Source organism: Telluria sp. PB2R4, from assembly GCF_059685695.1.
In genome coordinates this window covers 40317-64517 of the sequence record NZ_JCASIC010000021.1, presented here as the reverse complement: position 1 = coordinate 64517, position 24201 = coordinate 40317, and the positions used below count along the sequence as shown (strand labels likewise).

At 63.7% G+C, this 24201-nt stretch carries 23 protein-coding genes and 1 tRNA gene; 8 read left to right on the top strand and 16 right to left on the bottom strand.

The window, feature by feature from the left end; translation table 11 throughout:
- Window positions 1–738: 738 nt before the first annotated feature.
- The 4 genes from dusA (at window position 739) to AC56LU_RS23625 (ending at window position 4895) form a co-directional block, all read left to right on the top strand.
- On the top strand, window positions 739–1731 hold the full coding sequence (dusA, locus tag AC56LU_RS23640; protein ID WP_497178044.1) for a tRNA dihydrouridine(20/20a) synthase DusA: 993 nt from the start codon (window positions 739–741) through the stop codon (window positions 1729–1731).
- A gap of 347 nt (window positions 1732–2078) precedes the next feature.
- Complete coding sequence (locus tag AC56LU_RS23635; RefSeq protein WP_497178043.1) at window positions 2079–3863, top strand: methyl-accepting chemotaxis protein; 1785 nt, start codon at window positions 2079–2081, stop codon at window positions 3861–3863.
- A gap of 74 nt (window positions 3864–3937) precedes the next feature.
- Window positions 3938–4282 (top strand): energy transducer TonB, encoded by a 345-nt coding sequence (locus AC56LU_RS23630; protein ID WP_497178042.1) that lies wholly within the window; start codon window positions 3938–3940, stop codon window positions 4280–4282.
- Window positions 4283–4454: 172 nt separating this feature from the next.
- Complete coding sequence (locus tag AC56LU_RS23625; protein ID WP_497178041.1) at window positions 4455–4895, top strand: thrombospondin type 3 repeat-containing protein; 441 nt, start codon at window positions 4455–4457, stop codon at window positions 4893–4895.
- Window positions 4896–4950: 55 nt separating this feature from the next.
- Here AC56LU_RS23625 and AC56LU_RS23620 read toward each other — a convergent pair whose 3' ends face one another.
- From AC56LU_RS23620 to AC56LU_RS23580, 9 genes are all read right to left on the bottom strand, one after another.
- Window positions 4951–6546, bottom strand: a complete 1596-nt coding sequence (locus AC56LU_RS23620) for a sensor domain-containing diguanylate cyclase (RefSeq protein ID WP_497178040.1) — start codon at window positions 6544–6546, stop codon at window positions 4951–4953.
- Window positions 6547–6648: 102 nt separating this feature from the next.
- Window positions 6649–8439 carry a hybrid sensor histidine kinase/response regulator gene (locus tag AC56LU_RS23615; protein WP_497178039.1) on the bottom strand — a complete coding sequence of 597 codons (1791 nt, stop codon included), beginning with the start codon at window positions 8437–8439 and terminating at the stop codon, window positions 6649–6651.
- Entirely contained in the window at window positions 8357–9226 is an 870-nt protein-coding gene (locus tag AC56LU_RS23610; protein WP_497178038.1) for a PAS domain-containing protein, read from the bottom strand. The genes AC56LU_RS23615 and AC56LU_RS23610 overlap by 83 nt, the downstream gene beginning before the upstream one ends.
- Window positions 9223–12129: an EAL domain-containing protein gene (locus AC56LU_RS23605; RefSeq protein WP_497178046.1), complete on the bottom strand. Its 2907-nt coding sequence runs from the start codon at window positions 12127–12129 to the stop codon at window positions 9223–9225. Before AC56LU_RS23605 ends, AC56LU_RS23610 begins: the two co-directional genes overlap by 4 nt.
- A gap of 217 nt (window positions 12130–12346) precedes the next feature.
- Window positions 12347–13048: an MBL fold metallo-hydrolase gene (locus tag AC56LU_RS23600; protein WP_497178037.1), complete on the bottom strand. Its 702-nt coding sequence runs from the start codon at window positions 13046–13048 to the stop codon at window positions 12347–12349.
- A gap of 31 nt (window positions 13049–13079) precedes the next feature.
- Window positions 13080–13874 (bottom strand): sulfite exporter TauE/SafE family protein, encoded by a 795-nt coding sequence (locus tag AC56LU_RS23595; protein WP_497178036.1) that lies wholly within the window; start codon window positions 13872–13874, stop codon window positions 13080–13082.
- A 65-nt stretch (window positions 13875–13939) separates the two neighbouring features.
- Window positions 13940–14374, bottom strand: coding sequence for a YeeE/YedE family protein (locus tag AC56LU_RS23590; protein ID WP_497178035.1), 435 nt, complete (start codon window positions 14372–14374; stop codon window positions 13940–13942).
- A 13-nt stretch (window positions 14375–14387) separates the two neighbouring features.
- A complete protein-coding gene (locus AC56LU_RS23585) occupies window positions 14388–14819 on the bottom strand; it encodes a YeeE/YedE family protein (RefSeq protein ID WP_497178034.1) in 432 nt (143 codons plus the stop codon).
- Window positions 14816–15148, bottom strand: a complete 333-nt coding sequence (locus AC56LU_RS23580) for a metalloregulator ArsR/SmtB family transcription factor (RefSeq protein WP_497178033.1) — start codon at window positions 15146–15148, stop codon at window positions 14816–14818. The genes AC56LU_RS23585 and AC56LU_RS23580 overlap by 4 nt, the downstream gene beginning before the upstream one ends.
- Before the next feature lie 94 nt (window positions 15149–15242).
- Between AC56LU_RS23580 and AC56LU_RS23575 the strand changes: the two genes are divergently transcribed.
- Together AC56LU_RS23575 and AC56LU_RS23570 are read left to right on the top strand one after the other, a co-directional pair.
- Window positions 15243–15602: a protein tyrosine phosphatase family protein gene (locus AC56LU_RS23575; protein ID WP_497178032.1), complete on the top strand. Its 360-nt coding sequence runs from the start codon at window positions 15243–15245 to the stop codon at window positions 15600–15602.
- 90 nt (window positions 15603–15692) lie between these two features.
- Entirely contained in the window at window positions 15693–16442 is a 750-nt protein-coding gene (locus tag AC56LU_RS23570) for an MBL fold metallo-hydrolase (protein ID WP_497178031.1), read from the top strand.
- 29 nt (window positions 16443–16471) lie between these two features.
- Here AC56LU_RS23570 and AC56LU_RS23565 read toward each other — a convergent pair whose 3' ends face one another.
- From AC56LU_RS23565 to AC56LU_RS23555, 3 genes are all read right to left on the bottom strand, one after another.
- Complete coding sequence (locus AC56LU_RS23565) at window positions 16472–17323, bottom strand: universal stress protein (RefSeq protein ID WP_497178030.1); 852 nt, start codon at window positions 17321–17323, stop codon at window positions 16472–16474.
- 175 nt (window positions 17324–17498) lie between these two features.
- Complete coding sequence (locus AC56LU_RS23560) at window positions 17499–18260, bottom strand: helix-turn-helix domain-containing protein (protein WP_497178029.1); 762 nt, start codon at window positions 18258–18260, stop codon at window positions 17499–17501.
- Between the two features lie 227 nt (window positions 18261–18487).
- On the bottom strand, window positions 18488–18844 hold the full coding sequence (locus tag AC56LU_RS23555; protein WP_497178028.1) for a hypothetical protein: 357 nt from the start codon (window positions 18842–18844) through the stop codon (window positions 18488–18490).
- A 92-nt stretch (window positions 18845–18936) separates the two neighbouring features.
- On the opposite strand from AC56LU_RS23555, the gene AC56LU_RS23550 reads away from it, so the two are divergent.
- Together AC56LU_RS23550 and AC56LU_RS23545 are read left to right on the top strand one after the other, a co-directional pair.
- On the top strand, window positions 18937–19773 hold the full coding sequence (locus AC56LU_RS23550) for a universal stress protein (RefSeq protein WP_497178027.1): 837 nt from the start codon (window positions 18937–18939) through the stop codon (window positions 19771–19773).
- 40 nt (window positions 19774–19813) lie between these two features.
- On the top strand, window positions 19814–20869 hold the full coding sequence (locus AC56LU_RS23545; RefSeq protein WP_497178026.1) for an NAD(P)-dependent alcohol dehydrogenase: 1056 nt from the start codon (window positions 19814–19816) through the stop codon (window positions 20867–20869).
- Here the strand turns inward: AC56LU_RS23545 and AC56LU_RS23540 are convergent.
- The 4 genes from AC56LU_RS23540 to AC56LU_RS23525 form a co-directional block, all read right to left on the bottom strand.
- Entirely contained in the window at window positions 20859–21455 is a 597-nt protein-coding gene (locus AC56LU_RS23540; protein WP_497178025.1) for a universal stress protein, read from the bottom strand. The two genes, AC56LU_RS23545 and AC56LU_RS23540, sit on opposite strands and share 11 nt — an antisense overlap.
- 95 nt (window positions 21456–21550) lie before the next feature.
- Window positions 21551–21626, bottom strand: a tRNA-His gene (locus tag AC56LU_RS23535).
- A gap of 82 nt (window positions 21627–21708) precedes the next feature.
- Window positions 21709–22578 carry a glutamate racemase gene (gene murI / locus AC56LU_RS23530; RefSeq protein ID WP_497178024.1) on the bottom strand — a complete coding sequence of 290 codons (870 nt, stop codon included), beginning with the start codon at window positions 22576–22578 and terminating at the stop codon, window positions 21709–21711.
- A 68-nt stretch (window positions 22579–22646) separates the two neighbouring features.
- Complete coding sequence (locus tag AC56LU_RS23525; protein ID WP_497178023.1) at window positions 22647–24182, bottom strand: fumarate hydratase; 1536 nt, start codon at window positions 24180–24182, stop codon at window positions 22647–22649.
- Between the last annotated feature and the right edge of the window lie 19 nt (window positions 24183–24201).

The window sequence follows — 24201 nt, the reverse complement described above, 5'->3', positions numbered from 1 at the left end:
TCCTCCGACACCGTCACTACTTCGATGGTTTGATTATTCCTAGTCATATTCACAGTCGTATTCCTATCCGTAAGGATACCGCATCGACTGTGTCTGGTGGATCAGGGGGCTATCTCAACGTAGGTCGTCGTGCACGTTCGTTACTCTTCGTTGAGATTCTTAAGTGTGCCATATTGGATCGAGCGTTTTGGACAGGATCCAAACTCACAGGCAGCTTCCGCAAGTCTCGCGCAGACTTTAATACGCCGCTTAAGTACGTGAGATCTATACTGATAGTGACGCCCGACGCGCCGGCCCTACGGCGGTCGCGCACGAACTTGGTTAAGTAGTCAGAGGTGATGTCGGCTAAGCTCACATGTCCGTGGTCGCGCTGCCACATTTTGAGTACAGCTGCCTTGTTTTTCCCCAATGGATGCGCTCCACCGATTTCCTCAACGTACCAAGCAATAAGGTCTTTTAGGGTATGATTCGCCAATCCGCGAGTGTCGTTGAACTTGCGGGCATCCATCTCAGCCTCGATCTTCCGTGCCCATGCAACCGCTTGGGCCTTCGTCGGAAATGTTTCCGAAATAGATTTGTGTCCTTTGCGTCGCACCTGGGCGCGCCAGGCGTCTCCGATCTTCAGAACCGATGCCATCTGTAGCAAATCCGTAGCAGTGAGGGGAGGAGAGAGAGGTATTTTGTGGGATGTTGCGGGAACTGACTTTGTTCCTTCACAGAGGGAAAACTAGGGATTCAATGAAGTACGGAAAGCGAAAATTAAGCGTAGCACCCATGATGGACTGGACCGACCGCCACTGCCGCGTCTTCCACCGCCACATCACCCGCCATACCTGGCTGTACACGGAAATGGTGACCACCGGCGCGCTGGTCTACGGCGACGTCGAGCGCCACCTGCGCTACGACGAGGCCGAGCACCCGGTGGCGCTGCAGCTGGGCGGCAGCGATCCGGGCGACCTGGCCAAGAGCGCAAAGCTGGGCGAGCAGTGGGGCTACGACGAGATCAACCTGAACTGCGGCTGCCCGTCCGAGCGGGTGCAGAAGGGCGCCTTCGGCGCCTGCCTGATGGGCGAGCCGCAGCTGGTGGCCGATTGCGTCAAGGCGATGCGCGACGCGGTGTCGATCGACGTCACCGTCAAGCACCGCATCGGCATCGACCACAACGAGGAATACGGCTTCGTGCGCGATTTTATTGGCACCGTCGCCGACGCCGGCTGCCGCACCTTCATCGTTCATGCCCGCAACGCGGTGCTGAAGGGCCTGTCGCCCAAGGAAAACCGCGAGATCCCGCCGCTGCGCTATGAAGTGGCCTACCAGCTCAAGCGCGAATTCCCGGACCTCGAAATCCTCATCAACGGCGGCATCAAGACGGACGAAGAGATCGCCCAGCACCTGCAACATGTGGACGGCGTCATGCTGGGCCGCGAGGCGTATCACAATCCCTGGGTCATGGCGACCTGGGACCGGTTGTTCTACGAGGACAGCACTGCGCCGATGAAGACCCGGGTGCAGGTGCTGGAAGCCATGGTCCCCTACATCGCCGAACAGCTGCGCCTGTACGGCCAGCATGGCCTCAAGCTGAACAGCATCACCCGCCACATGCTGGGCATCATGACCGGGCTGCCGGGGGCGCGCGCCTTCCGACAGATGCTGTCCGATCCGAAGAAGCTGGCGGGCGCGGACCCGGCCCTGCTGCTGGAAGCTGCAGCGCGCATGCCGCTTGCTGCCTGATCGGCACTACATTCCCCTCCAAAAGGCGTACTTCGGTACGCCTTTTTCGTTGCCTGTCGGCAAATTGAGACATTTTCTTGTCAGAAATGTATAGGCAACTTAGCTAAAGCTTGCCGGACGGAAAGTATGGACGCATAATTTCTTCCGCTCCCACGTATCTTGATGAACATCAAATCTGTTGTTGAGCTGAAACAGTTCGGATGCTTGCTTCGATTTCCGAGTTTCCAGGCGGAACTTTTGATTTATCCTGTAGGAATTATGCATAAGCTCATGAACAGCTTGTGACACGCGTCGCGCGGCGCAAGAATCCGGGCGAATTCGATCAATAGATACAGGGATGAACAGGAATGTCTTTTTTGAATAACTTGAAGGTCGGCACCCGCCTGGCACTCGGCTTCGCACTGGTGCTGGTACTGCTGATCGTCGTGACCGCAGTCGGCATCATGCGCATGGCGCAGATCCAGGACCGCCTCGACAAGGTCGTGAGCGTGAGCAACGTCTCGAGCGGCCTGGTGGTCGACATGCGCAACAACGTCAACGAACGCCTTGCCTCGCTGCGCGTCCTGACCCTGATGACCGATCCGGCCGACATGGAACCGGAAATGGTCAAGTTCAAGGAACAGACCCGCAAGTACGACGAAGCCCAGAAAAAGCTGTCGTCGCTGTTCGCAGCGCACGCCACCGACAAGGAAAAGGCACTGCTGGCCCAGATCAAGGAATCCGAAAGCCTCGCCATGCCGGCCATCGCCAAGGCATCGGAGCTGTACCTGGCCAATAATGCGATGGACGCCACCCGCGTGATGATCCGCGAAGTGCGTCCGGTGCAGAAGAAGTGGACCGAGGCGCTGGACCAGCTGGCCCTCCTGGAAGAAAAGCAGAATGCCCAGAGCAAGACCGACGCGCAGTCGGAATTCGAGAATGCCCGTAACTTCATGATCATCATGCTGGTCGCCGCCGTCGCCATGGGCGTGGCCGCAGCCTGGGTGATCTCGCGCAGCCTGCGCAAGCAGCTGGGCGGCGAGCCGGCCTACACCGCGAAAATCGCCGCCAGCATCGCCCACGGCGACCTGGCCGTGGCGATCGAGACCGAAGAATCGGACCGCGGCAGCCTGCTGGTCGAAATGAAAGAAATGCGCAACAGCCTGGTCGGCATCGTCGAGCAGGTACGCCGCGGCACCGAAACCATCGGCACCGCCTCGCGTGAAATCGCAGCCGGCAACATCGACCTGTCCTCGCGTACCGAACTGCAGGCCAGCTCGCTGGAAAAGACCGCCTCGGCGATGGAAGAACTGACTTCGACCGTCAAGCAGAACGCCGACAACGCCCGCCAGGCCAACGCCCTCGCCGCAACCGCGTCGGACGTGGCCCGCAAGGGTGGCGAAGTGGTGTCGCAGGTGGTTGGCACGATGGGCGAGATCAACAGCTCGGCCAGCAAGATCTCGGACATCATCGGCGTGATCGACGGCATCGCCTTCCAGACCAACATCCTGGCGCTGAACGCCGCGGTGGAAGCGGCACGTGCCGGCGAACAGGGTCGCGGCTTCGCGGTCGTGGCATCGGAAGTGCGCAACCTGGCCCAGCGTTCGGCTGCGGCGGCAAAAGAGATCAAGACCCTGATCGGCGATTCGGTCGAGAAGGTCGAGCGCGGCAGCAAGCTGGTCGGCCAGGCCGGCGTGACGATGGACGAAGTGGTGACGAGCGTGAAGCGCGTGACCGACATCATGAGCGAGATCGCCAACGCCAGTGCCGAGCAGAGCGCCGGTATCGAACAAGTCAACCTGTCGATCATCGAGATGGACAGCATGACCCAGCAGAACGCCGCCCTGGTGGAAGAGGCCGCTGCCGCCGCGCAGAGCCTGCAGGACCAGGCAGGCGAACTGTCCCGCGTCGTCAGCATCTTCAAGCTGAGCGAAGACGAGCAGGTCCAGGCCGCGACCCCGGTTGCAGCCGCCACCAGCACCGCCGTGGTGGTGCGTCCGGCCGCAGTCAAGCGTCCGGCACCGGCCTTGAAAAAGCCGGCAGTAAAGAAACCCGCAGCATCGGCTTCGGCCGCGGCCGCGCAGGATGCAGCACCGGCCGCCAAACCGAAGAAGGCCGCCACCGTCGCCAGCGACGAGTGGGAAGAATTCTAAGAGAGAAAAGTGCCGGCCCCAAGACCGGCTGCAGTGAGACTGCCAACCTTAAACAAAACTTTATTGGGGAAACCATGAAAAACCTGACCGTGAAACTGATCGCTGCAATGACCCTCGCAACCGCCGCCGGCGCAAGCTTCGCTGCCGAAGTGCCGGCATCGTTCGATCCGAAAAAGTGCTCGGTCGAATACCCGAAAGCGTCGCTGATGAACGAAGAGCAGGGCACCACCTCGGCATCGTTCCATGTCAGCGCCGACGGCACCGTGACCGAGTCGAAGCTGGACAAGTCGAGCGGTTTCAAGAACCTCGACAAGGCAGCCCTGAAGGGCCTGTCCTCGTGCAAGTTCAAGCCGGGCACCAAGGACGGCGCACCAGCAGCGACCTGGACCAAGGTCGACTACGCATGGAAGCTCGACTGATCGGGTTTTTCTTCCCAGCAAAACAGCCGGCACCCGCCGGCTGTTTTTTTATCTATGCCTCAGTTACATATTCGTGGCGGCATGTTTCTATTGTAAGAACTTCTTTCATTTCTCCTGTGCGCGGTCGAGCTTGGCTATAGTGGTTTCAACACAACCGAGAAGGAGAATCACCATGAAAAGCATTCTTGCCGCTACCGCAGCCGTCCTGATCTCTACCGCAGCCTTCGCGCCGGTCCAGGCGCAGGCCCAGGGCCGCACTGAAGTCATCGTGGTGCGCGAGGCGCCGCCACCGCTGCGTCGCGAGGCGATCCCCGCCGCCCGCCGTGGCCAGGAGTGGGTGCCGGGCCACTGGAACTGGAACGGCCGCCGCTATGTGTGGCAGCGCGGTCACTACGAGCGGGTGCGCGCCGGCTACGTCTACCAGCAGCCGGTGTGGCGCCAGGACCGTAACGGCTGGTACATGGACCGCGGCGGCTGGGTCCGCGCCGACCACCGCATGGCGCGCCGCGACCGTGACGGCGACGGTGTCCGCAACGCTGTCGACCGTGACCGCGATGGCGACGGCGTCCCGAACCGCCACGACAACCGCCCGAACAACCCGAACCGCTATTAATCGGGGTTGACCACGAAACCGCCTGCAGCGCAGGCGGTTTTTTTACGCCGAGTCCTTATATGGCGAGCGGCGGCGCCGGCGCCCCGTTCGGATTGTCGAGCTCGCTGACGACGCGGTTGCGTCCCTGGGCCTTGGCGCGGTAGAGCAGGGCGTCGACCTGCCTGACGAACGCTTCCGGATCGATGTCCGCAGCAGGCGTGCCGTGGAAGGTGCAGGCGCCCGCGCTGATGGTGGCGATACCGAGCGGATTGTCGGTATGCGCAATGGCCAGGTCCATGATCGTCAAGCGCAGGCGCTCGGCCACGTAGCGGGCGCCCACCTGGCCGGTGGCGGGCAGGAGGATGGCGAATTCTTCGCCGCCATAGCGCGCCGCCAGGTCGCTCGGGCGCGCCAGGCCCGCGTGCAGGGCGCTTGCCACCTGGCGCAGGCAATCGTCGCCGGCCACGTGGCCATAGCGGTCGTTGTACTTCTTGAAGAAATCGACGTCAAGCAGCAGCAGCGAGAGCGGCGCTCCGGTACGCCGCGAGCGCTTGAGTTCGAGGCGCAGCGTCTCTTCGAAATGGCGGCGGTTGGCAATGCCGGTCAGCCCATCCCGGGTGGCGAGCAGCGTCAACGCCTGGTTGCGTTCCTGCAGGTGTTCTTTCGCGTTGCGCAGTTCGGTCTCGAGCTGGTCGCGAATCATGATCTGCCTGACCAGGCGCGCCCCGACCCCGGCCAGCAGCAGCACCACCAGCAGCGTGGCGCCGGACAGCAGCAGGGTCGACTGCTGCCATTCGGCCAGGATTTCCCGCTTGGACTGCGCGGTGGCGACGATCAGCGGCAGCCTGTTCATGTGGCGGTAGCTGTACAGGCGCACCACGCCGTCGATCCTGGAGCGCAGCATGGCCGTCCCGTTCGGACCCAGCGCGCGGTAGGTCTGGAACACAGGTCCGTTCGCGATGCTGGTGCCGATCAGTGATTCCTTGAAGGGGCGGCGGTAGATCAGGGTGCCGTCTTCGTGTGCGAGGAACACGACGCCTTCCTTGCCGACGTCGAAACTCTCGTAGAGCTCGGCAAAGAATGCGACGCGGATCGTGCCCAGCGCCACGCCGGCAAAGCTGCCGTCCGGGTGCTCGAGCCGGCGCGACACCGGCAGGACCCAGACGCCGGTCGAGCGGCTGCGGACCGGCTTGCCGACGTGGACATCGCGGCTGCGGCTGTGCAGATGGTGCTGGAAATACTCGCGGTCGGCGTTGTTGCCGGCGATCGGAGTGGCGAGCGAGGAGACCAGCCAGTTCCCGTCCGCGCCATAGACGAACAAGCCGTGCAGCTCCTTTACCTGCAAGGCCATGTTGCGCATGTGCGTGCGCAGGCGGTCCGTCGAGGCCGGCGCCATGCCGTCATGCTCGACCCGCTCGACCACGCCGGCCAGCACCGTATCGACGATCCGGACCGTGCTCTCGGCCTGGGCCGCCAGCGCATTGGCCATGTTCGAGGTTGCTGCCGCGTTTTCGGCGAGTCGGCTCTGGCGCGAGGTCCAGGCGCTCCAGGCCTGCGCCGCGATCAGCAGCACGCAGAACAGCAGCAGCACGCGAATCGCGTACCGGACTGCCGGGCGCTTCTTTGCGGTCAGGCGTGTGATGGGCGTATGGGCGGGCTGGCTGTGGGGCATCAGGAGGGCCGCGGTGCGACGGGGTTGCCGGAACCTTGAGAATATCCATCCTGCATGAAAATGTCGAGCGAGCCGGCAGACGTACCCGATGAAGGCGCGCGATCAGCCGCTGCGCCCTATCACCTGGACGTTCTCCAGGATCGACAGGATTGCCCTGGGCTCGGCAGGCTTGACCAAATAGTCGTCGAAGCCTGCATTCAACGCGCTTGCGCGGTCAAACTGGTTACCGTAACCCGTGATCGCGACCATCGTGGCCCGTTCCGCACCTGGAACCCGTCTCAACTGCCGGGCAAGTTCGTTCCCGTCCATCCGGGGCAAACCGATATCCAGTAAATAGCCATCGAATGTCTCGTGGCGCGCGCGCTGAAGTGCGAGCAGGGGATCGTGTTCGACTAACACGTCGTGGCCCTTTGCCTGTAAAAACATGGCCAGCATGTTCGCGGCGTCGATATTGTCATCCACAACCATCAGCCGGAGCCTGGGGCCGCTGCCGGCCGGCACAGAAGCATCACCAGGCGCGCCGTGGCCTGCCGCGTCCAGTTTAAGCAGTGGCAGCCGTACCGTGAACTCGCTACCCTTGTTGGCGCCGTCGCTGTGGGCGAGGACACTCCCGCTATGCAGTTCGACCAGGCTTTTCACGAGGGCGAGTCCCAATCCCAGGCCGCCTTGCGAGCGGTCGGGTGTCCGTTCACCCTGGGCGAACAATTCGAACACATTTGGCAGGAGATCTGCCGAGATGCCGATGCCGTTGTCGATGACGCACACCCCGAGCCGCTCGGCCCCCGTCTCCAGCTTTACCGAAATGCTCCCGCCTTCCGGGGTGTACTTCGCGGCGTTGTTGACCAGGTTCGCGAACACCTGCACCAGCCGTTTGTGATCGCCAATGACCCGGGCCTGGCCGGGAGGCATTTGCAGATTCAGGCTGTGCTTGCGCTTTTCCACGAGAGGGCGGACTTGCTCGGCAGCATCCGACAGCACCTGCTGGATATCCACCTCCCTGCGTTCCAGGCTGACCAATCCGGTACTGACGCGCGAAACGTCGAGCAAGTCATCGATCAAGCCGGTCATGTGTGCGACCTGACGGGTAATGATCTCGCCAGCGCGCTGGATTTTCGATGGGACGAGCTCGCCCAGCTTGAGCAGTTCCGCCGCCGAGCTGATCGGCGCCAGGGGATTGCGCAGCTCATGGGCCAGCATGGCAAGGAACTGGTCCTTGCGCCGGTCCGCCAGCTGCAGGGCCGCCTCGGTGCGCACGCGCTCGACGGCGTTCCAGATGCGTTCGGCCGCATCCTGGAGAAGGTCCAGGTCGTCGGATGTCCAGTGCCGTGGCATCTTGTCGGTGATGAACAGGCAAGCGGTCGTCTGGCCGTTCCTTTTTAGCGGAATGGCAACCGCGGCATGGATCGCCAGCCGCTCGAACGTGGGCCAGATGTCCGGTCCACAGGTCCGCGGATCGACCAGCATGTTCTCGGACACCCAGAGGCTGCCGTCCTCGATCGAGGCGAAATTTGCGGCGCCGAAGGCATCCGAGGGAAATGGCCCGGACATCTCGCTGACCGTACCGTCGGTGTAGTTCGAGTAATAGGTCACCAGCTTCGCTGCCGAATCGTAGTCGCCGAACAGCACCCGGCTCACGCCGAAATGGCGTCCGATAATTGCGCTGGAGCGGCTGAATATGTCGGAAGGATCGAACAGCGAACGCAAGGTATCCGCCAGCTGCAGCTGGAATGCCTGGCGACCGCGCGCATCCTCCAGCTCCCGCAGCTTTTCGCCCAGTTCGCGTGTCGCTTCGTAGGCAGGCGTGACATCGTTACCTTGCGAAAAAATCCCGGTCACCCGGCCGTCCTCGCCGAGGATCGGCTGGTACACCAGGTCGACGTACAGGTCGGTCATGTCGCCGCCCGGTTCGCGCTGGACCGACAGTTTGCGGCCCCGTACGACGACCGGGCGCCCGGTCTCGAACACGCGGTCGAGGAGGCTCGTATCCCTGTCCCACGACGTCGGGCAAGGCGTCGCGCAGCGGCTTGCCGATAATGTCGCGGTGCCCCACCAGCTGGTAGTAGGCTTCGTTGGCGAGTTCGAATACGTGATCCGTACCGCGCAGCACGGAAATGAAGCCAGGCGCCTGGTTGAACAGCGTCTGCAATTGCCCGCGCTCCGCATTCAGGATGCGCGCCATGGCTTCGTGCATTTCCGGGCGGTTCATGTCCCGGACGTCGGGCACCGCGTTCGACTGCTGCCGGAAGAAGTACCGGTTGGATGACTTGTCGAACCGGTACAGGTCGGTAACGTCGACCGCGTTCTGCGACACGAAGGCGACGTCGCCGTTTTCGCCAAACACAGGCGTGTGGACCGCGCTCCAGTAACGCTCGTCGAAAACGGTGCCGTCGGCGGTCTCACGCGGTACGGCATAGCGCAGCAAGGCACTGGTATGGGGTTTGCGCGTGGCGACCGCCAGCTCGATCGAGGTGCGCACTTCATCGAGGTTGGTAGCGTCCAGATCGTCGGGATTGGCCGGAAAAGCCTCGAAGATGTGCCTGCCGACGACGTCCTGCGCCGTCTTGCCGGTCGCCCGGAGATAAGCGGGATTGGCGCCGATGATCGTGAAGTCGGGCGCGATCAGCAGGTAGGGATAGGGCGACGCTGCAAACAGTGCCGTGTAGTCTGGAGCCAGGATCATCCGCATTCCGTCCTTGGTGTGTGCTCCTGCGCGGCGCCACCGGCCACGGCCGCTCCCTCCGCGTCGTCCGCCTGCGCGGCGACCAGCGCTTCCAGTGCCGCGGCCTCCATGGGCCGTCCGAACAGGTAACCCTGGCAACAGCCGCAACCGATCTTCGCCAGGAAGGCGCGCTGGGCCTGCGTTTCGACACCCTCGGCGATGATCCCGAGCCCCAGTGACTGGCTCAGCGCGACGATGCTGCGCGCGATCGACGCATCGTTCGGGTTCTCCAGGATGTCGCGTACGAAGGAACGGTCGATCTTGAGCTGGTCGAGCGGCAACCGCTTGAGGTAGCTGAGCGACGAATAACCGGTGCCGAAATCGTCGAGTGCGAAGCCGATGCCGTGCGCCTTCAGGCGCAGCATCTTGTCGACCGTATCGTCGACGTCGTCGATCAGGACGGTTTCCGTCAGTTCGAGTTTCAGCAGCCGCGGGTCGATGCCGCTCTCGTTCACGATCTCCAGCACCTCGCGCACGAAGCCGGGCTGGCGGAACTGGTGGACGCTGACGTTGACCGCAACGCTCAGCCGGGCCATCTCGGGGGGGCGGCGCCATTCAGCCATCTGCCTGCAGGCGGCGCGCAGCGCCCAGCGGCCGAGCGGCAGGATCAGTCCCGACGCCTCGGCGACCGGAATGAATTCCGCCGGACCGACCGGCGTGCCTGCGGCATTGGTCCAGCGCAGCAGCGCCTCGGCGCCGCTGATCCGGCCTTCGCTGTCCACCTGGGGCTGGTAATGGAGTGCGAAGCCGGCATTGTCGAGCGATTCGCGCAGCTCCCTTTCCAGGGCAAGACGGCGGCTCACCTCCGATTCCATGTCTGGATGGAAGAAACACAGCGTATTCTTCCCTTCGCGTTTGGCGCGGTACATGGCCATGTCGCCGCGCTTCATCAGGGTATCGATCGCGCCCCCGGTACTCAGGGCGGCGCCCAGGCTGCACGTGATGTGATGCGTCATGCCGTCGATGTCGAAGGGTGTGCGCACCGCGTCGAGAATCTTCCTGCCGGTCACGGCGGCGTGATGGGCGGCTTCGGTTTCGTCCTGCCCGACGTTTTCGAGCAGGACGACGAATTCGTCGCCCCCGATGCGCGCGACCGTGTCACCGGTCCGGGTGCAGGCGCTGATACGCGTCGCCACCTGCAGCAGCAGGCGGTCCCCGGCCCCATGTCCGCGCAAGTCGTTCAGGTCCTTGAAATTGTCGAGGTCGAGGAAGAGCAATGCTGCTATCTGCCCAGCCCGCTGGTGCAGCGGCAGGCAGTGGTGCAGCCGCTCCATCAGCAGGCGGCGGTTGGCCAGGCCGGTCAGCGGGTCGGAATAGGCCAGCCGCACGATTTCGTCCTGCGCCGTTTTCTGTGCCGTGATGTCGCCCTGCGTGCCGACGTAATGGGTGATGCTGGCGGATCTGTCGCGCACCGCCGTGACCGTCAGGCGGGCCGGATACGCGCTGCCATCCTTGCGCGAGGTCCAGATCTCGCCTTGCCATTTTCCTTCGGCCTCGGCGGCCTCCCACATGACGGCACCGGCATCGCCGCCTTCGCGCGACAGCGAGACCGGCGGCAGCAAGCCGCCGGCCAGCTCGTCCGCGCCATGGCCGGTCATCGCGCTATAGGCTTCGTTCACGCGCAGGATGCGGCGGTCACGGCCGGCAATGAACATGCCTTCGGCGGACTGGAATACCGTCGCCGCCACGCGGTTCGATTCCTCGGCCTCCCTGCGCTCGGAGATGTCGAACGAAATCCCGCACAAGCCCTGGACGCTGCCGTCCTCGTTGAAGAGCGGTATCTTGGTCGTGAGCACGGTTACCTGCCGACCCTGGGCATCCGGCACCGTTTCTTCATTGACCACCCGCTGGCGTCCCACGATCGTACGCTGGTCGTGGCGATGGATTTCCGCGGCAACCGCTGGCGCGAACAGTTCGGTGTCGCGGCGCCCGACGATATCCTTGTCGTCGCGGCCGAGGAAGCTGCGCAGCGCCTGGTTGGCATAGGTGTAGCGGTAGCTTGCATCCTTGATGTAGACGAGGCTGTCCACGCTGTCCAGGATGGTGATCAGCCGTTGCTCCGTCTGCCGCAGCGCACCGGCCTTGCTCAGGTTCTGGCGTCTCAGCCATGCCGTCGTGCCCAGGGCAACGCCCAGCAGGACCAGCACGAGGCCCGCTGCCCACCGCAGGTAGGCGGGAACCTGCGCCAGCACGCCGCGCGACTGCCAGCGTTGGAGGATGGCGAAGTACACCGAGTCGGGGTTCGCCTGCCAGGCGCCGAGCCGGCGGTCGAACGCCGCCAGCAGCTCTCCATTCCGGCCCTTTCCCACTGCGTAGTAGAGACGGGATGGCTGGAACATGATGGGTGTCGCCACGATACTGCGTCCGGTCGCGTGAAAGGCGCCCGCGAAATGGCTGGCGACGACCGCATCGGCCTTGCCGGCCGCCACGAAGTCGAAACCTTCGGCGATCGATGTGACCGGCACCACCTGCGGATTGACCCCGAATTCGGTCGCGAAATCAATGAAGTAACGTTGTTGGATCGAGTCGGACAGGATGGCGACGCGCTTGCCGCCGATGTCGGTCATGGCGCTCAAGGCGACGTCCGCCCGCCGGAACACCTGCGACCAGCTGTGCAGGGCGGGGACCTGATGAAAGTCGAGCCGCCGGCTCCGCTCTTCCGACCAGGCCACGTCGGGCAGCACGTCGATGCTCCCCTGGCCAAGCGCGGCAAGGCACTGCGCCCACTGGCACCGGACGAAGCGTAACTCCCAGCCTTCGGCCTTGGCAACCTCGCGGAGCATATCGACAAGGATGCCTTCCGCCTGTCCTTCTCCAACGGGATACAGCTTTGGAGGATTGGCATAGACGCCGACACGGACCACGCGCGGTGCAGCCGCCGCCTGGGCCAGCAGGGCGAAGGTCAGCAGTAACAGGAGAAGTATCTGCCGCAGCAAGAAGGTCGAGCCTTTCGCGAGAATGGTAGGCCAGCCGGGGGCGTTTCTTGTGCGACGGCTGGACGGTAGTTACGTTTTACCAGATCGGCTGGAATGCGGTGCTTCGTTAGGTGTGCGCCGAATCGTCTCGCGACTGGCTGCCTCTTTAACCCCCATGAGGCAAGCCGAGGTTTTGATTCGCCGGCACGGCCACGTCGATCAGCTTCGGTTTCGGCAAATTGAGCTCACCCATGAGTTGAACGAAGTCGGCGCGGCTGCGCTTGGCCAGGCGTGCATTATGACGCCTTTCCCAGCCGATCGTCGACACCGCCTGGCCCTTGTAGTCGTGGCCCGGCCACATGAGGGTGTCGTCCGGCAGCGTGAACAGCTTGTCGTTGACGCTGTCATACAGGGCATCGGCACTGCCGCTCTGGAAGTCGGTACGCCCGCAGCCATCGATCAGCAGCGTATCGCCTGTGAAAACATTGCCGCGCCAGACATAGCTCATGCTGCCGGCAGTATGGCCTGGCGTATGCAGGACCCGGATCTCTTCACCAGTCCCGAAGGGGATCACCTCGCCATCCTTCAGCTGCATCTCGGCGGGGGCGATACCGCAACCGCTTGGGACCGCAGCGACCGCGCCGGTCAGCTGGCACAGCCTGCCGGCCGAGGTAACATGATCGGCATGCGCGTGCGTCTCGAGAACGTAACGCAGCTTCAGGCCCAGGCGCTGGAGATGCTGGAGGTCGCGTTCCCAGTGTCGCTCCACCGGGTCGATGATGACCGCTTCCTTTTCGCCCGGCGCGACCAGGATGTAGGTGAAGGTGGACGACTCGGTATCGAACAGCTGGATAGGGCTCGGGTTCATTTCGTTCTCCAAAAAATACCGCGTATTGCAATCAAGAGAGCAGGGCCTTGGCGAGCATGCCGAGCGCGACCAGGGCCGAGACCACGGCGAACGCCTTTTGCAAAGCCGGGCCCGCGACCCTGGCTGCAAGCGAACGGCCGCCCAGCATCCCGGCGAGGGCCCCGCCCGCGAATGGCGCGGCGAGCGACCAATCAATGCCTCCCTGCGCCGCCGAGGTGGCGACTGCCGCCACGGAAATGATGGCGATGACGGCAAGGGAGGTCGCCACCGCCGATTTCACTGTCAGGTCGGTGTAGCGTTGCAGGGCCGGCACCATCACGAAGCCGCCGCCGACGCCAAGCAGCCCGGAAAGAAGGCCCGCCAGGGCGCCTGACAGGCCGAGCGCCCGCATGCATGGGCGGGTCCAGACAAAGCGGCCGGTCTGTTCCCCACGTACGCAGACAAGCTTGTCGGGTACGTGGGCGGCTGCCGGCCCGGCAGCCTGGCGCCAGGTCTTGATGGCCACGTACAGCAGTGTCATGGAGAACAGCAGGCTCAGCCAGCGGCCATCGACCAGGCGCGCTGCCCAGAGGCCGGCCGGCGAGAGCAGCATGCCAGTCGCCGCGATCAGCAGCGCGGCCCGGTAGCGCACCTGCCCGTCGCGCAAGCCGAGGATCGCCCCCAAGGCTGCCGCCATCCCTACCGCCAGCAGGCCGACCGGCGCAGCCTCGGCAACGCCGATTCCGGTACCAAATACCAGCAGGGGAACGGCAAGGATGCCGCCGCCGGCCCCGGTCAGTGCCAGAATCAGCCCGACGACGAGACCGAGCAGGGTGGCCGTCAGCATGGCGAACCGCTGTGCCGAGTCACGGCGAGGACGATGTCAGGCTGGGTCGCACAGGCAGCCACGGCTCAAGCATTCCGAAGCGAGCGCGCACGATTCCATTCGAGCAGCTCGAACAGGCTCATGCCGGCCACCATGGCCAATGCAAAGATCCAGGGCTTGGCGCCGCCGGTGGCCAGCGAGGCCAGCGCCGGACCAGGGCAGTAGCCCGCCAGGCCCCAGCCGGCACCGAAGGCCAGCGAGCCGAGCACCAGGCGGCGGTCGATCCGGGTTGCGGTCGGCAGGCGCATGGCTTCCCCCAGCAGCGAGCGCTCGCGCCTGGCGGCAAAGCGGAATGCCACCAGGCCGACCAGGATCGCACCGCCCATGACGAAGGCCAGCGACGGGTCCCAGTTGCCGGCCAGGTCGAGGAAGCCGATGACTTTCGCCGGATCGGTCATGCCGGAGACAATCAGTCCGATGCCGAAAACCAGTCCCACAATCAGTGCCATCAGGATGTTCATATCGATGTCCTTGTCAAGCGAAGAGGTGACGCATCACGAAAACGGTGGCGAAGCCAGCGAGCATGAATGCCGCAGTGGCGGCCAGGGAGCGCGGCGATCGCCGTGACAGGCCACATACGCCATGCCCGCTGGTACAGCCGGCGCCATAACGGGTGCCCAGGCCCACCAGCAGTCCGGCGACGATCAAGGTCCCATCGTCGGCGGCAATGGTGGCAGTGGGGAGCGCCGCGAACATGGCGTAGGCGAGCGGGGCGCCAACCAGCCCCAGCAGGAATGCCAGGCGCCAGGCGATGTCGCCGCGGGCAGGGCGCAACAGGCCGCCAAGAATGCCGCTGATGCCGGCGATTCGGCCGTTGAACAGCACGAATGCAGCCGCGGCGGTGCCGATGATCAGTCCGCCTGCGAGCGAGGTCCAGGGTGTGAAGTTGATCCAGTCGATATTCATGTGCTGACTCCTTGGGTGGGCAGGCAGAACTGCTGGTACAGGACCTGCATGACCGCCAGCGCTTCATTGCTGTCGATGCGGTAGAAGATCTGTTTCCCCTCGCGGCGCGTACTGACCAGCTTTTCCTCGCGCAGTACGCCGAGTTGCTGGGACAGCGTCGGCTGGGCGATCCCCAGCAAGGCCTCCAGGTCGCTGACGCAATATTCATCTTGGGTCAGCTGGCACAGCAGCATCAGCCGGTCCGGGTTGCCCAGTACCTTGAGCAGTGCGCACGCCTGTCCCGCTGCAGCCCGCATGTCGTGCAAATTGAGTTGTTGTGTGTCCGGCATGGTCCACCTTTCTAATCTATTGGAATACATTATATCGACAGACAATCTATTTTTCAATATACTGTTGTTTTTAATCGATGCACAGGAGAACAGCGTGAGCATTCGTTACCTCAGCAAGAACTATGCGGTGGGACCACAGATCAGTCCGGCAGATGTCGCCCAGTTGAAGGAGCAGGGATTCGCAACATTGGTCTGCAATCGACCCGACGGCGAGGGCAGTAACCAGACAGCGTTCAAGGAGATCGCCGCCGAAGCGCACAGGCACGGAATCCAGGCGCTGCATCTCCCGGTGATACCGGGCAAGATCACGCCCGCTGACCGCGACGCCTTTGCCGCGCTGTACGCAGCGGCGCCCAAGCCCGTGTTCGGATTCTGCCGCACCGGCATGCGCGCCGAGACACTCTGGAGCGATACGCGGGATCGCTTGCAAGACGATGCAGGGCCTGCCGGCTAGACCTTTTGATGAGGGCAACGCGCGCCGGAAACCTCGGCGGCGACGTATACTGCGCTCACGAACACGCCCGTCTTCCAGAGGAGAAGCCGCATGGTTTTCCGCCAGCTTTTCGAGCCTTTGTCCAGCACCTACACCTATCTGATCGGCTGTCCGGAAACCGGGCAAGCGGTATTGATCGACCCGGTCATCGTCACGCTTGATCGTGACTTGGAAGAGGTCCGGCGGCTCGGATTGACGCTTGCATACAGCATCGATACGCACGTCCACGCCGATCACATCACGGCTGCCCTGGAACTGAAGAAAAAGGTGGGGAGCGCGATTGCTGCGCCCGCAGCCGAACGCGTTTCCTGTGCCGACGTTCAATTGGAGGAGGGGAGGCCATTCAGCGTGGGGGCGATGGACTTCCAGCCGCTTCACACGCCGGGCCATACGGCGGGCCATTTCGCCTACGTGCTGGGAGATCGCGTGTTCACGGGTGACGCATTACTGATTGAGGGGTGCGGGCGAACCGACTTCCAGCAGGGCGACGCGGATGCGCTGTATCACAGCGTGCGGGGCAAGCTGTTTACGCTGCCCGATGACACCCTGGTCTACCCCGCCCATGACTATCAGGACCGGTGGGTATCCTCCGTCATGCAGGAGAAAAAGCGCAATCCTCGTCTTGGGGGCGAGCGCACTGTCGAGGAGTTCCGGGAAATCATGGCTGGCCTCAATCTGCCATATCCCAAGTTCATCGACTATGCGGTACCGGGCAACCAGCAATGCGGGGTGTGCCCGGCTGACTTGCCTGCGAACCTGGGCAAATATTGCCGGCAGATGACCGAGAGTCCCCAGGGATAGATTGTGTCCGCGGGCGCGTGCCGCATGACTCAGTGCGCGACAAGCAGCGGAATCGCAGTGCGTTCCAGCAGCTCGCGCGTGACGCCCCCGAGCACCCATTCGCGGTAGCGGGTGTGTCCAAAGGCACCCGTCACGAGCAGGCCGGCGCCGCTATCGCGGGCCATTGCCATCAACGCCTCGCCTTCGCTCGAGGCAGTGCGCTCGAGGAGCACCTCGACACGTACGCCGTGTCGCGCCAGATAGAGCGCCATGTCGGCGCCGGGCTGCTCGCCGTGCAGCCCGGAGTGCTGGTCGGGATTGATCACGGCAAGCTGGACATTCGACGCCCGCTGCAGCAAGGGCAGCGCAGCGGAGATGGCGCGCAGGGCCTGCTTGCCGCCATCCCAGCCGACCACCGCGGTGCCCGGGATCACGCCGTTGGCATAGCCAGGAGGCACGACCAATACAGGACGGGCGCCGTGCAGTGCGACGTACTCAGGCAGGTGCGCGACGCGTCCGGGCGTGGCGGGTACGGTAATGCCGGCCTGGTCCTGGCCAAGCACGACCAGGTCGGCGTAGCGCGATTCCAGCAGCAGGGCATAAGCAGTGTCGTCGTCGGTTGCGCGCCCCTCGAACGATTCGAGCCCAAGGCGGACGGCTTCGCGCCTGAACACAAGGAGCCGCTCCTCGGCGGCATCGCGCAGGGCCTGGAAGTCGGATGCGGGGAGGGGGACCGGTGCACCGAAGGAAGCGGTCAGCACAGCATAGTCGAGCCAGCTAATGCCGGTCGCAGTCACGCCGACCAGGTGGGCGCCGTGGTCGTTTGCAAGCAGTGCGGCAGCGCGCAGGCGGCTGTCCTGTCCTGCTGCGCCATCGATATGCACGACAATCGTTTTATACATGTCAACTCCCTCAAGGAATCACTCGGCGCGCAAGGGCTGGAAATTGACATAACAATATCCGCTTGCTCTCCAAGGTGGCTTTGACGCAAATCAAAATAGCATCAGATGAATGTGGTAATGCCCGTCCATCAGCTGTGCTGTGGGACCGGACCGAGCTGCCGCCGCGCCATCCCCTTCATTGAGCGACCAGCGGTTTGTCGGCTGAAGCCGTCAACAGCGCTCGCAAGCGGCCGCGGTCGAGCAGCTCGATTTCGCGCTTGTCGAGGGCGATCCACCCCGCGTCGCGAAAGCGCCCAAGCAGGCGGCTGATGCTCTCGATCGTCAATCCGAGATAGTCGCCGATGTCGGCGCGCGACATGCGGAGAATGAAGCGGCGCCCCGAAAAACCGCGCTCGGCATACCGCGCGGACAAGTCCAGCAGCAGGCTGGCGAGACGCTCTGCCCCATTCATGTTCGCATACAGGATGAGCGATTGTTCGCGCGCGATCTCGTGGCTCAGCGCGCAGTGGAAGCGGTGCATGAGGGATGGCGAATCGTGCATTGCTTGCTGGAACCTTGCGTAGGGGATCTCACAGACTTCGCTGTCGTCCAGCGCCACAGTGGTGCAGGCGTGACGTCCCGTGTGAATCGCATCGAGGCCCATCAGGTCACCTGCCATATAGAACGCGGTCACGTGCGGGAGCCCATGATGGTCGGGACGCGACGATTTCAGGTGGCCGAAACGGACCGTGTAGATCATGGCGAAGGACTGGTCTGTGCGGTACAGGATGTCGTCGCGCTGGAGGCGCCGCCGGTAACCGATCAGGCCGCCAAGAAGCGAGAGATCCTGAGCGCTGGCGCCCGAAGGTCGGCACAAGTCGCGGGCAACGCAGCGGGGGCAGCCTGTCAGTATTGGAACCGGCACATGGATACCGTGTTGGAGCGACAACGCGTTCATACGTCCTCCCTGGCCTGTGGAAGGCCGCTTGGATAGTATCCGGCAAGCGCGCGGATTGGGCAAGGATGCCGAACGAAATTGAGCCGCGCGAACGCGCACGTGCAGGCCGGTTCGTTCGGGTGTGGAGGGCGTTAGCTCGGATCAATTTGATTTTAGTCAAACGCAATGGATAAGCATGCGCACAAACTTCGAGTAATGTTAAAGAGGGCGACTCGATGACTTCGTTTCTACTGCGCAAGCAGCATCCACACGCCACGATCCGGGCAATGGCGCATGCGCGTCAGCGCTTGCTCGTCCATGTCAACAAGGTCGCGGACGTATCGGACGAATGTTTTTGCCACGCCTTCGTTGGCCTGATTGCCGCTGTCGAAAGTGCTTTCTGCCAGGAGGAAATTCTCATGGAGGCAGCAGCGTATCCGGGCCTGCACGAACAGCGGCAGGACAACGCGCTGCTCCTGCAGGCCCTGCATCGCGCTGCGGTACAAGTGGAGGCCGGGGATATTGCGCTGGGACGCGAGGTGACGGCGGCATTGCCGGGCCTGTTGTCCTTGCATCGCTTGAGTGCGCTCCGCTTGCTCCGCCATGACGTGCGCGGCCAACGGGCGGGAGTGGTCCTCCGCAATGGCCGTCTCAGGATATACACGGGCTCCCGGCGCCGGACAGGGGAGGTTGCACGATGAGCTACCGGACCGTTCTGGTACATGCGGACCTGTCGCGCCATGCGCCGAAGCGCATTCGGGTCGCCTCGCAACTCGCCCGCGTGCACGACGCGCACCTGATCGGTGTCGCCGTCACGGGGGTGTCGCGCGAGGTCTTCCCGCACGGCTATCAGGCCGCGCCAGGCAGTCTGGAGGCCAGCTACTTCGATCCTCTCAGGGACAGCGCGGCGCGGGCGCTCGAACAGTTCGGCAGGATCGCGGAGGAAACAGGGGTCTCGCACGAGGCACGCCTGGTCTGGGACCTGGCCAGCGACGCGCTGGCCCGGCTGGCGCGGTTCAGCGACCTGGTGGTAGTGAGCCAGGACGATCCGAGCGAAGCGCTGGCTGAGACGATTGGGCGGATACCCGAATACGTCGCCTTCACCAGTGCCCGTCCGGTCCTGGTGGTGCCATGCGCGCCAGTCGCAGCGGATGCGCCCCAGCATATTCTCGTCGCGTGGAACGGCAGCAAGGAAGCCTCATCTGCGCTCCAGGCCGCGATCCCGCTGCTGCAGCGCGCGGCGCGTGTCAGCATCGTCTCGTTCCATTCGCCGGATGATGCCGATGTGCAGGAACTGCACTGCCGGGCGGACCTCGCCGCTTTTCTTGCCCGTCACCAGGTACGCGCGGAAATCCTGTTCTTCCACCGCCACGTCGATGGCGGACGCGCCCTGCTCGCCATGCTTGGGCAGGAGGGATACGACCTTCTTGTGATGGGCTGCTACGGCCATTCACAGTTCCGTGAATTGATACTCGGTGGCGTTACCAGGACGATCTTGCAAGACGCTACCGTACCCGTATTCATGGCCCGCTGATGTGGCCCGCGGGTCTGTCCGAGGTTCTCCAGGGGGTGACATGACAATGATGACTGCAGCAGTGTTCACCGGCCCGGGCCGCATCGCGCTCGACCGTAAACCAGTGCCGGTAGCCGGTCCCGGCGAAGCGATCGTCAAGGTGACGATGACCACGATCTGCGGGACGGATGTCCATATCCTCAGGGGAGAGTATCCGGTCGTTCCAGGCCTGACCATCGGGCACGAGCCGGTCGGCGTCGTCTCCGAACTCGGCCCGGGCGTGCAAGGAGTCGAATTGGGGCAGCGTGTCATCGTGGGTGCGATCACGCCCTGCGGCCAATGCCACGCGTGCCTGGACGCGCATCAGTCCCAGTGCGGAGGCCAGGCCATGGGTGGATGGCGTCTCGGGAACACAATCGACGGTTGCCAGGCCGAGTATGTACGGGTGCCGTTCGCGATGGCCAACCTGGCCCCGATTCCGGATGGCCTGAGTGACGAACAGGTGCTGATGTGCCCCGACATCATGAGTACCGGCTTCGGGGGGGCCGAGAACGGCGCTATCCGGATCGGCGACACGGTGGCCATTTTCGCCCAGGGCCCGATCGGCCTGTGCGCCACGGCCGGCGCACGCCTGCGTGGGGCCAGCCGGATCATTGCCGTGGACAGTGTGCCTGCGCGTCTCGAGATGGCCAGGCGGCTGGGCGCCGACCATGTGGTCGATTACCGCACAACCGACCCCGTCCAGGCGATCCTGGACTTCACCGACGGCCAGGGTGCCGATGTCACGATCGAAGCACTGGGCACCCAGCAAACCTTCGAGAGCTGCCTGCGCGCATTGCGTCCGGGCGGAACACTCTCGAGCCTGGGCGTCTATTCCGGCAAGTTGAGCCTGCCGCTCGATGCCTTTGCTGCCGGACTCGGCGACCATAAACTCGTCACCACCTTGTGCCCCGGCGGAAAACACCGCATGCGTCGCCTGATGAACATCGTGGCTTCAGGCAGGATCGACCTGCGTCCGCTCGTCACCCATCGCTTCCCCCTGGAGCGGATCGAAGAGGCCTACGAGCTGTTCGCGAACCAGCGCGATGGCGTGTTGAAGGTGGCAATCATGCCATGATGTGCGGAACTTCCGGAAAGTCCGGTGGCGACGTCTCACCGGGGACGCGCAGCAGCAGGACAGGGATCGCCGAGTTTGCCAGGACGTACTGGGCAACGCTGCCCGTAAAGCGCTCGTTGGCGTCGCTCGGTCCATGCGTCCCCAGAACGATCAGGTCACAGCCGTACTCCTCTGCCACCCGGATGATGTCGGGCCCCGGCGCTGTGGATAGCGGCGTGACCACCTCGCAGCTGACGCCACTCGCGCGTGCAATGCGGAGCACGGTGTCGACATGCGCAAGCGCGGCTTCGTGAGCACGCCTCAACTCCGCCTGCGCGTCGGGCATTGCCGCACTGCTGTCTCTCATCGAGAAACGTGGTTGTGCAACCGATACCGCAACGATGTGACCCGCCCCCGAACGTGCGAGCAGGGTCCCCATTTGCGCCGCGCGGACGGCGAGATCGGAACCATCGGTGGCAATGCATACCCGTTCGAGGAACATGATGGCTTGCCTGCGTCGAAAAAGAACAGCTTCGCCAATTACAACGCGGTTCAGTTTGATCGAAATCAAAAATATCTTTTGATTCTCGAAAAATGGCCAATGCATTCTTCACAGGCACGGTGTAGACGTCCGGACATGAGAAAACAAAAAAAAGGGTTACAAGCCGAGGCATGTAACCCTTTTTTCTTAATGCGAATTCTTGGGGTGGCTGATGGGACTCGAACCCACGACAACAGGAATCACAATCCTGGACTCTACCAACTGAGCTACAGCCACCATTGTCTTGCTTACATCTTGTTTGTCTCGCTGTTTCCGGGACAGAACAAGATTATACAAAGGTCTTCCCGAACTGGCAAATTTAAATGTGCGGCGCTGTCGGGTTCGAGGGCGCCGCCCCGATGGCGACCTCGTCTACCTGCGGTTCCTGGCCCAGCAGGCCGGCGAAAGCGGCGGACAGGGCCGCACCGCTCGCGCTGGTGAATCCGGTCAGGGACGGCGGCTCGCCGCCATGCTGGCGCAGCAGTCCGGCCGCCTCGAGCAAGCGCGCCAGCTGGCGCGCCACCGCATCCCCGGTGTCGATCAGCGCCACGTCGGCATCGGTATGGCGCCGGATCACGCGCTCGATCGATGCCTGCACCAGCGGATAGTGGGTGCAGCCGAGCACCAGCGTATCCGCACCCTGCGCCAGCAGCGGCGCAATATGGCGTTCCAGCATGGCGTCGAGGGCCGGCGCGCCGGGCTCGCCGAACTCGATCTGGTCGGCCAGGCCCACGCAGGCTTGCAGCAGGAAGCGCGCGCCGGTCGTGGCAACGATCTGGTCGCGCAGCAGCAGGAATTTTTCGCCGGCAAGCGTGCGCTCGGTGGCCAGCACGCCGACGGTACCGTTGCGGGTGGCGGCTGCGCCCGGCTTCAGGCCGGGCTCGACGCCGACGATCGGCATGTCGGGATAGCGTTCGCGCAGGATGCGCACGGCGGCCACCGTCGCGGTATTGCAGGCCACGACCAGCGCTTTCACGCCGCGCGCCACCAGGAAGGCGCCGATGCCCAGCACGCGCTCGATGACGACATGTTCCGGCTTGTCGCCGTAAGGGGCGAAGCCGGAGTCGGCGAAATAGAGGAGATGTTCTTGCGGTAGCTGTGCCTGGATATGGCGCAGTACGGAGAGGCCGCCGACGCCCGAGTCGAAGATACCGACCGGAGCGTCCTGTGGAGTGGTAGTGGATACCATGTGGCAGCGCATAGGGTGGTTGAACGCGTGGGCGGGAGACCCGCCCACCCTACGGAAGTGCGACGGGGTTACGCGGCGGTGACCGGGATGCCCTTGAGCGACTCGATCTTGGCCGACCATTCCTTCGGACCGGTGTTGTGCACCGAGGTGCCGGTGGAGTCCACGGCCACGGTGACCGGCATGTCGGCCACGTCGAACTCGTAGATCGCTTCCATGCCCAGGTCCTCGAAGCCGACCACCCTGGCCGACTTGATCGCCTTCGAGACCAGGTAGGCCGAGCCGCCGACCGCCATCAGGTAGGCCGACTTGTGCTTCTGGATCGATTCGATCGCGGCCGGGCCGCGCTCGGCCTTGCCGATCATCGAGATCAGGCCGGTCTTCTCCAGCATCATGTCGGTGAACTTGTCCATGCGGGTCGCGGTGGTCGGGCCTGCCGGGCCGACGACCTCATTGCCCACCGGGTCGACCGGGCCGACGTAGTAGATGACGCGGTTGGTGAAGTCCACCGGCAACTGCTCGCCCTTGGACAGCATGTCCTGGATACGCTTGTGCGCGGCGTCGCGGCCGGTCAGCATCTTGCCGTTCAGCAGCAGTGTCTGGCCTGGCTTCCACGAGGCGACTTCTTCCTTGGTGAGGGTGTTCAGGTCGACACGCTTCGATTTCTCGGTGTCGGCGGTCCACTGCACGTCCGGCCAGGTGGAGAGCGCCGGCGGTTCGATGTAGGCCGGGCCCGAGCCGTCCAGCACGAAGTGGGCGTGGCGGGTGGCGGCGCAGTTCGGGATCATCGCCACCGGCTTCGAGGCCGCGTGGGTCGGGTACATGTTGATCTTCACGTCCAGCACGGTGGTCAGGCCGCCCAGGCCCTGGGCGCCGATGCCCAGCGCGTTGATCTTGTCGCACAGTTCGATACGCAGCTCTTCCAGCTTGTTTTGCGGGCCGCGCTGCTTCAGTTCGTACATGTCGATGTCGTCCATCAGCGACTCTTTCGCCATCAGCATCGCCTTCTCGGCGGTGCCGCCGATGCCGATGCCCAGCATGCCCGGCGGGCACCAGCCGGCGCCCATCAGCGGCACGGTCTTCATGACCCAGTCCACCAGCGAGTCCGACGGGTTGAGCATCACGAACTTGGTCTTGTTCTCCGAGCCGCCGCCCTTGGCCGCGACCTTGACGTCGACGGTGTCGCCCTCGACCAGTTCCATGTGGACCACGGCCGGGGTGTTGTCCTTGGTGTTCTTGCGCTCGAAATGCGGGTCGGCCACGATCGAGGCGCGCAGCTTGTTGTCTTCGAATGCGTAGGCACGGCGCACGCCTTCATTGACGGCGTCGGTGACGGTGCCGGTGAAGCCTTCGAAGCGCACGCCCATGCCGATCTTGAGGAAGACGTTGACGATGCCGGTGTCCTGGCAGATCGGGCGCTTGCCTTCGGCGCACATGCGCGAGTTGGTCAGGATCTGGGCGATCGCGTCCTTTGCGGCCGGGCTTTGCTCGGTCTCATAGGCGCGCGCCAGATGCTGGATATAGTCGGCCGGATGGTAGTAGCTGATGTACTGGAGGGCTGCCGCGACCGATTCGATGAGGTCGCTCTGGGTGATAACGGTTGCCATGGAAGTTCTCGATCAGGAG